This is a genomic window from Picosynechococcus sp. PCC 7003, from assembly GCF_001693255.1.
Classification (GTDB): Bacteria; Cyanobacteriota; Cyanobacteriia; order Cyanobacteriales; family MRBY01; genus MRBY01.
This window is the reverse complement of record NZ_CP016476.1, coordinates 84,979-99,077: the sequence shown is the minus strand read 5'-3', so window position 1 is coordinate 99,077 and position 14,099 is coordinate 84,979. Positions and strand designations below refer to the sequence as shown.

At 42.4% G+C, this 14,099-nt stretch carries 10 protein-coding genes; 4 read left to right on the top strand and 6 right to left on the bottom strand.

The genetic code is table 11. The features are described from left to right. Positions 1 to 5: 5 nt before the first annotated feature. The 4 genes from AWQ21_RS15080 to AWQ21_RS15065 all read right to left on the bottom strand — a co-directional run bounded on the left by AWQ21_RS15080 (position 6) and on the right by AWQ21_RS15065 (position 5,058). Positions 6 to 224, bottom strand: coding sequence for a hypothetical protein (locus tag AWQ21_RS15080; RefSeq protein WP_157094809.1), 219 nt, complete (start codon positions 222 to 224; stop codon positions 6 to 8). Between the two features lie 20 nt (positions 225 to 244). After that, entirely contained in the window at positions 245 to 673 is a 429-nt protein-coding gene (locus AWQ21_RS15075) for a hypothetical protein (RefSeq protein WP_065715515.1), read from the bottom strand. Positions 674 to 677: 4 nt separating this feature from the next. Then, positions 678 to 3,905 carry an ATP-binding protein gene (locus tag AWQ21_RS15070; RefSeq protein WP_065715514.1) on the bottom strand — a complete coding sequence of 1,076 codons (3,228 nt, stop codon included), beginning with the start codon at positions 3,903 to 3,905 and terminating at the stop codon, positions 678 to 680. A gap of 259 nt (positions 3,906 to 4,164) precedes the next feature. Next, entirely contained in the window at positions 4,165 to 5,058 is an 894-nt protein-coding gene (locus tag AWQ21_RS15065; RefSeq protein WP_065715513.1) for a site-specific integrase, read from the bottom strand. A 115-nt stretch (positions 5,059 to 5,173) separates the two neighbouring features. On the opposite strand from AWQ21_RS15065, the gene AWQ21_RS15060 reads away from it, so the two are divergent. The 4 genes from AWQ21_RS15060 (at position 5,174) to AWQ21_RS15045 (ending at position 7,173) form a co-directional block, all read left to right on the top strand. Beyond that, positions 5,174 to 5,632 (top strand): double zinc ribbon domain-containing protein, encoded by a 459-nt coding sequence (locus tag AWQ21_RS15060; protein ID WP_065715512.1) that lies wholly within the window; start codon positions 5,174 to 5,176, stop codon positions 5,630 to 5,632. 420 nt (positions 5,633 to 6,052) lie between these two features. After that, positions 6,053 to 6,304, top strand: coding sequence for an AbrB/MazE/SpoVT family DNA-binding domain-containing protein (locus tag AWQ21_RS15055; RefSeq protein WP_065715511.1), 252 nt, complete (start codon positions 6,053 to 6,055; stop codon positions 6,302 to 6,304). A gap of 3 nt (positions 6,305 to 6,307) precedes the next feature. Then, entirely contained in the window at positions 6,308 to 6,655 is a 348-nt protein-coding gene (locus AWQ21_RS15050; protein ID WP_065715510.1) for a type II toxin-antitoxin system PemK/MazF family toxin, read from the top strand. A 14-nt stretch (positions 6,656 to 6,669) separates the two neighbouring features. After that, positions 6,670 to 7,173 (top strand): fused DSP-PTPase phosphatase/NAD kinase-like protein, encoded by a 504-nt coding sequence (locus AWQ21_RS15045; RefSeq protein WP_065715509.1) that lies wholly within the window; start codon positions 6,670 to 6,672, stop codon positions 7,171 to 7,173. 28 nt (positions 7,174 to 7,201) lie between these two features. On the opposite strand, the gene AWQ21_RS15040 is transcribed toward AWQ21_RS15045, so the two are convergent. Together AWQ21_RS15040 and AWQ21_RS15035 are read right to left on the bottom strand one after the other, a co-directional pair. After that, on the bottom strand, positions 7,202 to 7,813 hold the full coding sequence (locus AWQ21_RS15040; RefSeq protein WP_065715508.1) for a hypothetical protein: 612 nt from the start codon (positions 7,811 to 7,813) through the stop codon (positions 7,202 to 7,204). A gap of 84 nt (positions 7,814 to 7,897) precedes the next feature. After that, positions 7,898 to 14,080 (bottom strand): DUF3320 domain-containing protein, encoded by a 6,183-nt coding sequence (locus AWQ21_RS15035; protein ID WP_065715507.1) that lies wholly within the window; start codon positions 14,078 to 14,080, stop codon positions 7,898 to 7,900. Positions 14,081 to 14,099 lie beyond the last annotated feature (19 nt).

Below are 14,099 nucleotides of genomic sequence, written 5' to 3'. Positions count from 1 at the left end.
TAAATCTAGACATTCGCAAGCCGTTGATAAACCTCTTCCCGTTCCGCCTCAGACGCGAGATACGCCTCCCAAATTAGCTCTGTTTCGGTAGCATTAAACGGAGCTTTTTCCTGAAGAGTGACAGTGACTTCTACTTCTCCATCCAAAGGAAAAACTGCTGTATCAGGATCAAGGACAAGCCGACCATTCTCGATTTTGCCCTTTGCTTTCATCGTGACTGCCATCTGCTTACCTCGACAACACACTAATCATCTAGTAATACTCTAATCGCTTTTTGGGCAGATCGGTTGTGACCATTGCTCATCTTGGCAAACCAATAATGGGCTTCCTCATTACTCATTGAGCGTACCCCTTGGGTAATATTGGCGATGCGTTCTGGCTTACTGAGGCGTTTGAGCGCTTGAAAAAGGACAGCGAGATTTACCCCAGAAGTTTCATCTAGGACATAGGGCGTTTGGCGCTTATAACTTAGGGATTTAGGATCATATTGATTTTGCTTGAGGGAGTCATAAACCGCTTGCCGCGCCAAAATGAGAGGGTTACCTTTTAAACGTCCTATTTTTTTTGCTGGTGGACGCTTCTTCTCTCCTGCTTTTTTATAGGCGCATTGGAATAGCTCTAGGGCAAATTCATTATTTTTTAACGGTACAACCCGTAGTTGAAATTCCTGCATTCTTTTAACTATCCTCGTACCCAACTTTCACGCATAGTCCTAGTCGCTCCACTGGGTTGCGACTGAGTATTCCCTTAAATTCATCGAGAATTCCCTCTGTCGCTGATAGAGGCTGCCCAAACTCGATCTGAATTTTCAGCATGGCATTTCCTTGAACTTCAGGGGCATTAAAAAGCATATTTAACGGCGCTGAAAAGCCTTGATAGCCCCGCAAGTCCCCTTGGTATTCCAGCCGTGTAAACTGCCCGTTGCTCTGTAAAGTAACGCTCTGCACGATTTGGGGCTTATGGCGGGCGAACAACGGAATGGCTGTCCCTAGCTTGCGGTAGTCCTGAATTGTATCGACTGTAATCTCTACCGCTGAAATTGTTGTGACTTTACTATCCGTAACCTGATCCGACAATTCCGTAAACACCTTATTCGGTGAACCTTCCTTGGTAATTTCTGTAGGTCGGAGTGGAGGGAAAATAATCGGAGGAATACCACCTCCGCTACCCCCTGAAGGTTTCGCAATAGATGCACTGCGAGTAATTTCTTCAGTTCCTTCTTCACCATAATCCGCGACCACCCTAAATGTTGTCGTTGTTGTAATGGTTAATTCCTCATTGCCCGATGGTGGGTAATCATCGCGAACCAGTTCATTTTCTCGATAAAGTGCAGTGGCGATCGCCCCTTTGGCTCGCCAGCGTAACCGTACTGTTTTTTCCGTCTCATGACCTGGTAAAACCTGGGCATCAAACTCAATCTCCTTGGGTTCCGGCGGTTTAAGAATGCCTCGACGGTAAATTTCCAGCCTTTCTGAAAACTCGATGTTGGGTAACTGGTTCCCCCCAGATTGAGGGGCTAGGGGGGCAATAAAGACCTGCTGCCCAAATTTGAGATCCCATTGCTCTTGCTCTACCCCAGTCCGAATCGTATCTCGCAGCTTACTGAGTTCTCCTTCCAAGAACATATTGAGGTTGATATTTTTCGCAAAGGCTTCCCGCATCGCTTTCACCGTCCAATTATCAATCCCTGCGGGCCAAACCTTTTGGAGAATATAAGCAGGCGCAAAAGGAGGTGCCTCATCCGCCCGGACTTTACTGCAATCCTTGAGTACCTTGAGGATAACTTCCTGTTGATTGTTTCTCCCTTTGACAGTGCTGGAATCTTGGGAAGGTAAAGTGTAGTGCATCAACCCTTTGGGTGCTTTGACCGGATCTGGGTTGGGATAAAACAAATGACGATAGGTATTTGTCAGGGCAACTCGTACTGCAAGATCAAGCTCTCCTTCCCTTGTTTTGAGTTCCTTTTGTTGCGTTTCGGACAATTCCTCTAAACGGCGAGGACTACTACGGAGGGCTTTAACAGCAAGATATTCCCTTGTCAAATTTAGAGCACGCTCTAGCCCCTGTTCATTCGCCATCAAAAAAAGTAAACGATTTTTGAAGATCCTAAATTTCCCGGCCTCCCCGGTATTCTCAAAAATTTGCTCGACTATTGCTGGGGCAGAATCCGTTGAGTTCTGAATTTGAGCTTCATTGAAATCAATTAAACAAAGAACAATGCTGTCAGCGCGGTCATCAACATCATGGGGCCCTTCTGGATCGGCGACACAATCAAAGAAGCGCCTCTGGAAGATGCTATCCCGTCGCTGTCGTAACTCCTCTTTTGCGACACCCACACCGACCTGTTCTTTCTCTTGGGCAATGATTTTATTGATCGATGGCTCTTCTTTAAACTGATAGATGTTGGTTACTGCATCAAAGTCTAAGTGCCAAGCAACCGCCAGCAAATTACTAATGGCTCGTTCTGCAAAGCCAATCTCCACATAGGGAGTGAGCAACGATAAATTCAATTCTGATCGACGAATTCCAGCGGTAATTCCTTGGGTGAGGGAGTGGAGAAAAATCGTTCTGGCGATCCATGTGGAAAAAGGAGGTTTGCCCATATCTCGCCATTCTTGGTCTTGAACTTGGGCGTGGGCGGTAGTGCCTGTGTCGTTATGGATATCTGCTTTTACGGCCAAGTCCATCAGGGAGCGATCCAGGCGGGAAGTGAGTTCTGTGGTCATCTCCGCGTGGATACCAATGGGCAAATGGTGAGGATGAATAAGGAAGAGATGTTCCGATTGATCCTGCCAGAGGTATTGTACAAGCCGTGCAAATAAGCGTAATGCCCCACGGGTGCGCTGAAATTCTGGAATAGAAGCAATTTTTTTCGTGAGAAGATTAAACAACTCAGGATGGAAAGGATAACTATTGGCGATCGCCTCCCGATAACTGAGGTCTTTGCAACCATCCGGTAGATCGCTGCGACTAGATCGATAAGCATCAAAGTAAGTATCCGCAGTTTTCTGGGCTGCCTCCTCACTAATGCTGTCAAACATCCGCTGCTTAACGATGTTGTAGATTTCAACGTCATTACTGGGTCGGAGGATTCTTTCTTGTCTTGCCGAAGCACTACGTAATTCCCGCTGTAGGTCTGCGGTTTCGTCGGCAAAGGTATCGGCACTAGACGCTAATGAATAAACAAATACTAGGTTATTGCAGGATGCCGCACAGTCCATCAAAGAAAATAAAAAGGCAACAATCTGTTTGGCTAGGTTACTGTCACCAATCCGTTTCGCCTTCGCGGCGCTGAGATATCGGGCTATTTCATCCAGAATGATGAGGGTGGGTTGATCCTTGATTAGCCTTTCCAAGACTGCTGTACCCGGACTAATACCAGATTCATCGGATCCTTTAAGGAGTTGATATCCTTCAACCCCCCTGACTTGATAAGCAATCTCGCCCCAAATGGTTTTTGTGGTGATTCCTGTTTCCGGATGGTAAACCCCTTCTTCTGGACTGAGATCACGGCCATCTACAGCCGCCACCTGGATTGAACCTTCTGGGATTAACTCTAATACTTCACTGAACCGTTCATCGTCTCCCAAAAGCGATCGCCCTTGTTTAGCAATGTGCCAGAGCGCAATTTCATCATGGGTTTTTCCACCACCAAAACTGGTTTCCAACCGAACCACTGGAGCACCGATATTATTACCTGTGAGGCGACCGAAAACTTCTTGAATTAATTCTCTCAGCCCATCTGTGACAAAGGTATTGGCAAAAAACTGCAGCGGATTTTGATAAAGACTTGGGGCTTTTCCTTCTACGACTAAACGAAGCTTCGCGGCAAACAAATCAAAGGATAAATCACCAGATACAATCTCAGGGCGAGGAATACATGTATTGAAAACTGATGACAACATTAGCGATTGAAGTGGCCTTACGAAGTTTGAGATTGTTGTAATTGTAAACCTGCCTGAACACCCTCGCTATAACCTCCAATATTTAAACAAATCCAAATTTGTCTCAAGTCAATGCCAAAAAGTTGGCGATCGCCATGGGGGAGGGGTTGAAGTCACGGGTGTTTGTCACAGAGTATATAACATACTCTTTATCTTTAAGACTTAGCTAAGCGTTTGTGGCTCAATATTGTTCCTTTATTATTTAGTTTATTGTTAATGGTTAGTTTGAGTCTTGGGTAAGCGTTACTAATGCTTGTTTGGCGATCACCTCAGCTCTCTGGGAGGTCACCTTTTGGTAGCGTAAAGTTGTCTGGATATTTTCATGGCCCATGAGGGCTCGCAGGGCTTCGATCCCCATCAGACCGACCCGCTCGGTGGCAAAGGTATGGCGCAGATCATGGAAACGGAGGCCCTGGAGTTGGGGTTCTCGTTGGGTCATGGTGCGCCAATCGCTGTAGGCGGTGCGATAACTAAGGCGACTAATGGCTTTTGTTAAGGGTTGTTGGGCGGTAAACAGGGCTGGATGCTCTGGATGGCGATAGTACTTTAAATAAATCCCTAGGCTTTCATCCACATCTGGGCTGTAGAAACACCAGCGTTTTTTGTTGCCTTTGCCAATCACCTGGAAGCGGCGTTGCTGTAAATCGACTTGGTCATAGTCCAGGGAGAGCAGTTCGGCAATGCGGGCCCCGGTGCGGTGGAGTAAGCGCACGAGGCAATGGAGACGGGGTTGTTGGGCAGTAGCTTGGTAGAGAATTTGGAGTTGGTCTGGGGTTAAGTAACGGATGGTTTGGTCACTGTGGTGTTCACCTTTGTTCGGGTCGGGTTTGCGTTGGGGCAGGCGGGCTAGGGGATTGGTGACTAAATACTGCTGCTCAACAGCAAAGTTCAGTAGGGATTGGAGAATCGCTTGGTGGCGACGGTGGGTGGTGTAGCTGAGGTGCTCTAACCGTTGGAGATAATCTTGCAGGGTCTTGCGGTCGAGGTGGGTGATGGGCCAAGCACCATAGTCTGCTAGCAGGGGAAGCAGGGCCGTTGTGTAGGAACGCACTGTACTAGGGGCAAGACCGGGCCGTTCTAAAAATTCTGTAGCGACGGTGGCAAGGGTAGGCATTATCTCTATCTCTGGTTTTAAATTTATACTCTATGGTAGAAAAATAAAGTAGGTTAAAAGTAGCACATTAAAGATATTTAGATAAATGCTAGTTGGTATATAAAAGTAAAGAATTATGGATAGTTTAGAAGCGCTAATAACACCACAATCTAACGAGTCTTTGGGAGATTATGTTCAGCGTCAACGGCGGCGGTTAGGGCTCACCCAAAGGGAGGTGGCCCTAAAGGCGGAGATCCATCCCCAGAGCTATGGGAAAGTGGAACGGGGTCAGACCACGCAACTCAATCAGCGCACAAAGCAGGGATTAGCCTATGCGCTCCAGGTGCCAGAGGAATATTTAGAGGCCTTAAGCCGAGGCATTGCGGTGGAGTTAGAGGGTCAACAGGCGTTACGGTTTTGTCCCCAATGTTGGACGGCAGGGTCAGCGCCGGATCCATTATGGTTGGTTTTACGGGCACAGTATTGTTTTGCTTGTGGGACAAAATTGCAGAGTCGCTGCCTGGGTTGCCAACAGCCGATCACTTCTTTAAAGCATCGCTTTTGTCCCTATTGCGGTAAGCCTTATAAAACTTAGTGTTAGTCAAGCCAGGACAAATCTCGGTCAATTCTTGCTAATTCTTGGGTTTCTGCTTGTTTTACGCCGTGCTCTGCTGCGATGTTGAGAACTGCAAGCTAGATGGAGCTTCAGTATTTCTAGGCGGTTATCTTATCTGCTCCTGACAGCTTTCCGAAAGACTTCTTAACCGGCATTTTCCACACTGTCGCTGCACTGACAAATACAGAAGATTCTGAGTTGGCGATCGCCAGAAAAATATCAAACTCTCACCCCACTACTTGCGCCATGGCCATGCGACCCATAACCTTCGCTCACAGGGGGATACTCTCTCAAACTCCTTAGTAAAAGCCATAGCCACGTTTAGGATCACTTTGTTGATACTCCAATAGACGACATGACAGGCTAGAATTATACATAAGATAATATTGAGGGTTATCCATGAATATACGCTTAAGAAAGTGGGGTAATAGCCTAGGCTTCCGCGTTCCCCATCGCCTCGTTGAAAGTTTGGGTTGGGATGATACTTGTACCCTTGAGTTGCAAGAACAAAATGACACCCTCATTATTCGCAAAAAACGCCAGACGCCAACGTTAGATGATTTACTGGCCAGTATCCCTGACGATTTTCAATATCCTAACGATATACAGAAGTTTTTAGATACGTCAGCTACGGGAAGGGAATTGCTTTAAGCCATGGTGACATATCCCAAGCGCGGTGAGGTAATTCGCATTAACTTAAACCCTACCCAAGGTCGTGAGCAAATGGGAGAAGCACGTCCTTGCATTGTTCTCAGTCACACTCAGTTCAATCGCAGCCGTGGAGGAATGATTATTGTTTCGCCCATCACAAATACCCATAAACCAGAAGTAAAAACGTTCGTTGCAATTCCAGAAGGTTTTAAGATTCAGGGGTCAATTATTGCTGAGCAAGTACGTACCCTGGATTTAAGTCAGCGTTGGTGGCGGAGTACTGACGAAATTCTTCCACCTAAGGTGGTCGAACAGGTGATCGACATTTTACAGGTGATTATCGCTGAATAAAGTAAACTTACACCATGACTCGACCCATTAAATATTGTTACTGGGTAGTACCCAGTAAGCTGCTGGCAGGAGAGTATCCCAAAAATAAGGATACACAATCCTCACAAGCAAAACTCGACGCCTTACTCGACGCTGGAGTTATGGCTTTTATTGATTTAACGGAAGCAGATGAGGGCCTACAACCCTATTCAGATTTAATCAGGGATCGGGCTTTCCATCATCGTTTTCCCATTCCAGATGTTTCAATCCCCACGTCTTCTTATTTGGTAGTCACAATTTTAGACACCATTGACCGCTATATCGAACAAAACCAACTTGTTTATGTCCATTGTTGGGGTGGCGTAGGACGAACGGGGGTCATTATTGGATGTTGGTTAGCGCGGCATGGTCGCAGTGGTGAGGTGGCACTCAATCATTTGCGTGAACTTTGGCAAGCATGTCCGAAATCTAGTTATCGGCGATCGCCAGAAACGAGAGAACAAGAACAATATGTCTTGAACTGGGAAATTGGCCAATGATGATTTATTACACAGGGTTGATGATTGGCTATGCTTCATCGCGGTAGTAGGCAATTTTTTGTTCTAGGCGTTCCAATGCTTCCGTGAGGGAATCATAGACTTCGGCCTCATCAACGTTGTCATCCTGGAACATAACCTCGCCAGCAAACCGTTCTGGATGCTTAAAATAGACAATCAGCTTTAGTTGGTAGTCAAGATTCCACCAAAGGAAAACGGGGAGTAACTCCTCATCGGGGACATAAAAGCCAAAGGTATCCAGGGCTTCATCGGCGACATCCTCACCAATGACATCGGCATCCGCAAAGGCAATATTCGTCTCGGACAGGTGGCGGGATAGGGCGAATAACTGATCTAGGGCTTGCCAATCGGTTTCAGTAGCCTCCTGAGTTAATGCGTGCCACTGGGTTTCATCGGGGTCAAGGAGCGGCAAAAAGAGGGGTAGCACCCGATGACTGGAAAAGTTCTTCCCGGATTGGCTTTGGGTAATCACCATTTCTAAGTACCAACCCCGACGCTCCTCTCGAAAGAGAATCTTGATCTCAAATTTGTCTTCACTCTGTTTGGTCTCCCAATCAATAATTTTGACGGGTTCTCCGTAGACAGTCTGGCAAATTTCAGCGAGTTGGAGCGTTTCAGTCATAAGCCACAAAATTCAATTAGATATTGCGTAGTGTATATTATTCCGTAAATTAAATCTAAAATCCTACGCTAACTTATACAGAACTCAACGACTAATTCGATCACCATTTTCCTGGAGCTGATTAGACACCAAAAGTTCATCAAGAATAGGTTCTAGCATCTTACGTTGAGAACTTGTAAAGCGATTAGTAGTAGTCAGTTTAGATAGAGTTTCTCGAAGTAAGTCTTCTGAAGTTATTGAAAGAGATGCTTGAACTATAGTTTTCATTGCATTCATAATCTCTATTTTAGGAATTTGCTCTAATATTCTCCCTTCAGTAGGAGGGGTGCGGAATTCGCGCCAACTTTGAGACTGCTCTAAATTTTTCCACAAAACCTCATTCTCAAAGTAAACATCACCACGCTCAAGCATTACTTCTACTAAATCTTGAACTCGCTTTAGAGCCCTTTGAGTAAAGCGGCCAAAACTCCAACATTGACTAAGGCGCTGAGCAGCTTCAGATAATTTAATAGGCGATTCAACATCAACAATTTTCAGTAACAATTTTTCAATTAATGGAGTTGATGCTTCATCATAAAATTCTTGACTCGATTCAGAAACTAGATTTAGACTTGCTATCAAATAAGGCTGTCCTAGAGACATATTAATTGCGGGATCTTGAAGCGGAGAAGAAGAGATAGAAGCAATATTAATATTAGATACTTTTGCAGGAGTTGGTTCAGTGAATTCTACAAGAGCTTGTCTAAGTTGATTTTTCGTTACCGTTGAAACTTCTGAAGTGTCAGTAGTAATCGGTGAATTATCCTCGTCTTGTCTAAGATTTTTGATCACTTTTTCTACTGCTTGTAATAAGCGACGTTCTGAACCATCTCTATCCAACAACCAGTCAATAGACCAGACTCGGTACATCTGCCAGCCCATATTCTTCAAAACAGCCTGACGAAGACAATCTCTATCCCGTACTGTGGCTGCAGCAATATAGCTTGTCCCGTCGCATTCTACACCCAAGATATACTGAGATTTCTTGTTAGGATGTCGAATACCAAAATCAATTCTATATTCGGCACAACCAATTTGACAGTCAACTTCGTAGCCAGCTTCTGTTAATACTGTATATACTTGTCTATGAAGTTCACTATCAAAACTTTTAGTAGAACTCAACGAATCCCCAGATTCCTGATTGAGTTGGGCCGTTAAAGCTAAAAATTCCTTAAGATGACGTACAGCCAAGGCATTAGTACGATTTAGATCAATATCCTCAGCAGTTAAGGTAGAAAAAACATGCAAAGCTGTTCTTGCTCTGGTAATGGCTACATTGAGCCGCCGTTCTCCGCCAAGACGATTAAGGGGACCAAAATTCATCGACAGCTTACCATTAGTTTGAGGAGCATAACAAATACTAAAAAGAATTTCATCTCGCTCATCCCCCTGTACTGTTTCTAAGTTTTTTATAAAACAGTATTCAAGGTTAAGTTTTTCATCAAACCATTTTTCTAGAGAATTATCTTTATCTAGCTTTTTCCTAATAAGCTTTTCAATTAAGAGTTGTTGGGGAGAACTAAAAGTAATAATTCCAAAACTACGTTCCCCAGGTTCATATTGACGGAGCTGACTAAATAAATAGTCAACTAAAGCATGGGCCTCTTGTTTATTAACTCGCTCTCCAGGTTGATAAAATCCATTAGAGGTCGGATGCCATTTCAGACCCAAATTAGAATGTGATTGTGTAGCAGCAGGAAAGAGATTAAGCTTATTATTATAATAGTGTTGATTACTAAAAAGAATCAAGCTTTCATGACGACTCCGATAATGCCACTGCAACATTTGTTGTGGGAGATTACAGGCTATTGCTTCATCAAGAATGCTTTCTAAATCTTCAACAGTATCTTCAGACAGTATTTTGGTATTGTCTGTATTGCCATTGCCCCCAAAGAAGTTACTAGGAGGCATTTGTTTATTGTCTCCCACAACAATTAACTGTTTCCCGCGGGCAATTGTGCCAATGGCATCATGGGTTTCAATTTGAGATGCTTCATCAAAAATGATCAAATCAAAAGTACGGCCATCTGCTGGTAAACACTGGGCAACAGAAATTGGGCTCATTAATAGACAAGGTTTTAGAAGCGGCAAAAGATTGGGGATTTTTTGAAAAAATATTCGAACAGGAAGATGCCTTTGTTTTTTTGCTATCTCTCGGATTAGCTCTGCAGCTTCTGAACCCTTTAATGAAGAGTCGAGATTTGGCACGCGGGACAAAACTTTTGCTCTAACAAAACGACGACTTAACTCTAGATAATCTTTTTCAAGTTTTTGGAAATTTTGAATAGTTATATTGTGACGATCAACATTAAAATCTCGCAGGACTTCCTCAGCATCAAAACATTCCTGAAACCAAACTTTTAGAACAACAGCTTTATACTTTGAGGCTAGTTCTTCTAAAGGAACAGTTTCAGATTCAAACCACTCAAGAATAGAGCCAATAGAAGAATTTATAAACTCAGTTTTTATCTGACTATATTGGCTCCAAGCATAAAGTTTTTTGCGACTCCTAGTCAAATCTTCAAGCCACTGAAAAAGCGCATCAAAAGATGAGTGACGTTGAGAACTGGGAGGAAACTCTTCAATTTCTAGAGCATTTTGGAGGATACCAAAATTTTCCTTGACTGCATCAATTTTTTGTTTTAAAGCTGTCCAATACTCTGGTTGAATTTGAGTGAGCTTATCTAAAGATAAATCTTCATCTTGAAAACTTTCTAAACTTGAGAATATAGTTTGATATTCGTCAACTAAAGCGGTTAGTTGCTTTGCTTCTCCATTCCAGGTAGTTAAGTGCTGTTCAATGGATTTACGATCATCATCAACTTCTTGCCGAAGTTGAACTACACTTTGGAGAGAACGAATTTGTCTATACAATTCTTTCAATCCTGGTATTTTACCTTTATACCACTGTTGAACCTGACGTCTAAAAAAGAAGCCCCCGATCCAACGCATTAAGATAAAAGCAGAAAGTAAAGATTTGGACTTTTTAGCTAATTGTTCTAAATTTTGATTAAAAATCTCTTGTTGCCAACATTGACTTAATTCACGCTGAAATTGATTCAAGTCATCTGCATTTTTCAACCACTTTTGAGTCGTTTGTTTGAAGCCTTCCCACTCACTAGGTTTACTAAGTTGTACAGGTAGTGTTTTCAGAGAAGTAAAGTCAGCAATCGTCGCTAGAGATAAACATTTCTCCCAATTCAGTTTATGTGCTAAATCAGGGAAATAGTTTTGAATGCATAGCATCAATTGTTTTATTTTATCTCTTGAATCTGGCAGTTGAGATTCTAATTGCTGGTCTAAGCTAAAAGACCAATTAATTGTGGAAATAAAAGACCAAGGATTCTGATTATAATCTTCTCCTTTCTGGACTACTTTGACAAAATCTTGTATTTTTTGAATTTGTGATTGTAAATCTTTGACCGTCAAGTTTCTCACTTGAATCTCAGGAGGAAGTTTTAGTGATGATTGTAAGGGCGAAAGTTTGACTTGTTCATTTAAAGCATCGAACAATGAAAAACCAATCTTATGAGAACGATGAAGGGCATCAGTATATTTCCTGAGTTGTTCACGTAAAGATTCTAGTTGCTCACAAAAATCATTCCAGTTTGGTTCTTGTTCTCTTTTTTGCTGTAGAGCTTCATCAAAAGATGCCGATACCTCTAAGCCGTTACTTTGACTATGAAGATCAAGACAGAAGGGGCCTAAGCCTACGGATGTTAAACGACGATAAACAACTTCTACAGCAGCTTGCTTTTCTGCTACAAACAAGACAGTTTTCCCTGCGGCTATACAAGCAGCAACGATGTTAGTAATAGTTTGCGATTTACCTGTCCCAGGGGGCCCTTGTAGGATAAAGCTTCTTCCCTTAAATGCCGCATAAACTGCGGCCAACTGTGAAGAGTCAGAATCTACTACTAATGGAAGATCCTGATAAGGTTCTTGATCAAGACTTTTTATGTCAAAATTTGGGAGAGGATCTGGAAAAGACTCTCGACCAGCGGAAGCAATATAATGAACCAATTTATTTTTGAGCAGTTGTTCTGTGTTGTCTTGTAGATCTTTCCAAAGTAAAAATTTACCAAATGTAAAGCTAGTAATTACTGCTGTTTCAATAACTTTCCAGCCAGGTTTCATTAAGATTGCTTGACGAATATTATTAAATACTTCTTCTAGATCAACTCCATTCTCATCTTCTGGTAACTTGACTAAGTGGCTAAGATCAATGTCACAATCACGCTTTAATTTTTCTACCAAAGTGATATTACCAACTGCCTCCCCTTTAGTGCGGTTAATACTGATTCGTCGTTTTCTGGAGTCAACTTTAATTTCGATAGGGTATAAAAATATAGGAGCTAGTCGAGGCACAGAGGATTTTTCCTCATACCATTGCAATAAGCCAAATGCTAAATATAGAGGACTAGCACCAGTTTCCTCTTCTGCAATGCGTGCTACCTTAGCAAGAGTACGACCTACTTCAAAAAGCAGAGACTCAGGCATAGGAATGTCGGCTCCAAGCACTAAGCGGGTTTGACAGTAACCCTGAGTTAATTCTTTAGTGGCAAGGGCGATCGCCTCCGGCCCTGAATTATATTCTCCCCCAGGTATCAACTGTAAACTTTGACCCCTATAAATGTAGTCTTCTAAGTTCCCTAATAATTTTGGAGGGATATGAAGAAAAATAAATGATGCTTTACCTTGCTTAAGATTTTTAATAAGTTTTTTGTTTATTTTTTCAATCGACTCAATAATCCTTGGCCTAAAATCATTTTCTAAAAGCGGTTCTGGCAAGGAAATTTGTATTAATTCTTGTAATGTAGAAAAATAGAAGTTTGGGTCAGATTGATACTCAAAGCAAAAGTTTTTAGACAACAAGCTATCCGTCTTGAGTTCCGAAATCATATCAATAATATGTATTGATACTTCAGGGTTTTCATCAGCAATTACCCGCGCTAGAATAGCAAAGGAATTTTTAGCCGCTTCAATAAATGCCGTAGCATAAAGATGACTAAAATCCAAGTTGCTGAGATGTAGTAAACGATTACGAGATGAAAGATCTAATAGTTTTTCTTTCCAGCTTTGTAAACGGGAAGCAACGACCGTATTTAAGGGTTCAGCTTTAGACTCTTGAGAGGTAATTTGGTTATCAGTTCCACGAGCTAAATTTTTTGCTGCATCTCGCAGGATTTGTTGGGCAATAGACAAGACTTCCTCTTCATTATCGATAGCCACATTCATACGTACTGGGAGAGGGGTAAAACCATTCCGTCTTGCTTGATATACATTAATTGCACAATCAAATTTTAAAAGCCATGATTTAGCCTCACCAATGGCCTTTGAAAATGGTGGCTGAGGTTGTTTAGCATAAGTAGATGAATCAAAAATTAGTAAAGCCTGTTGATCAATAAGATGTTTTATTTGCTCAACATCATCAATAATTTCTGGTAAGCTTTGAGGAAGATCTTCTAACAAAAATACTCCCGGGAGGACGTGCCCATTCAGAAAAATGATAATCGGATATAACCCCATCTGCTCAAGACAAGATGCGGCCAAAGGTGTTAAATCTGCACAAGTGCCTAATTTTTCAGTGAACACTTGATCTGGCAGGCGAATTCTTTGGCCACCACTCCAACTTCCTGCAGGAGGATCAATGTAAGAAATATCAAAATCTGCAAAGGTTTCATAGAGAGCTTGAGTCATTTCACAGACCCTCTGTTTGCTCTCACTCTGATATCCTTCTAGCGTACTTTTCAGATTATGGCGTAAGAGCTTTTTGCTTGTTTGTTTTAAAATTTGAGAAATAACTGGATGATTTGGTGTTATAAAACAAACATAACTAGCTCTAGGATAACGAGACCAATTAATAGTATTATATGCCTGAATTTTAAATTCTTTAGTAACTTGAGCTAAAGCTTTTTCTTGCTGATTAATAGTTAATTGCAAGGAAAAAACTTCATCTTCTACTACTTCTTGTAGTATTTTAGGACCAATGCGAAAACAGATATCATTGATTTCTAGAGATTGCTCTCCTGGCAACATCGGTAGTGGTGTTCTCCAAATCTTCTGATTCTCCGATAGCAACTTAATTTCTAGCTCTAGCTCATGAAAAGCAAGCTCTCCATGATTTCCTAATTGTACCGAAGTAATGAGGGGATTCCCCATGTGTTCGATTAGCAAATTATAATCGGTTGCTATTTCACAAGTTAATTTTAGGGGAGAGTTTTGCATGGTTCAAAATGGATTTAGA

Coding starts and splice junctions, on each gene's coding strand:
- AWQ21_RS15065 (WP_065715513.1), bottom strand. CDS start 5,058: ATGCCTACCCTTGCCACCGTCGCTACAGAATTTTTAGAACGGCCCGGT.
- AWQ21_RS15070 (WP_065715514.1), bottom strand. CDS start 3,905: ATGTTGTCATCAGTTTTCAATACATGTATTCCTCGCCCTGAGATTGTA.
- AWQ21_RS15075 (WP_065715515.1), bottom strand. CDS start 673: ATGCAGGAATTTCAACTACGGGTTGTACCGTTAAAAAATAATGAATTT.
- AWQ21_RS15050 (WP_065715510.1), top strand. CDS start 6,308: ATGGTGACATATCCCAAGCGCGGTGAGGTAATTCGCATTAACTTAAAC.
- AWQ21_RS15045 (WP_065715509.1), top strand. CDS start 6,670: ATGACTCGACCCATTAAATATTGTTACTGGGTAGTACCCAGTAAGCTG.
- AWQ21_RS15080 (WP_157094809.1), bottom strand. CDS start 224: ATGGCAGTCACGATGAAAGCAAAGGGCAAAATCGAGAATGGTCGGCTT.
- AWQ21_RS15040 (WP_065715508.1), bottom strand. CDS start 7,813: ATGACTGAAACGCTCCAACTCGCTGAAATTTGCCAGACTGTCTACGGA.
- AWQ21_RS15055 (WP_065715511.1), top strand. CDS start 6,053: ATGAATATACGCTTAAGAAAGTGGGGTAATAGCCTAGGCTTCCGCGTT.
- AWQ21_RS15060 (WP_065715512.1), top strand. CDS start 5,174: ATGGATAGTTTAGAAGCGCTAATAACACCACAATCTAACGAGTCTTTG.
- AWQ21_RS15035 (WP_065715507.1), bottom strand. CDS start 14,080: ATGCAAAACTCTCCCCTAAAATTAACTTGTGAAATAGCAACCGATTAT.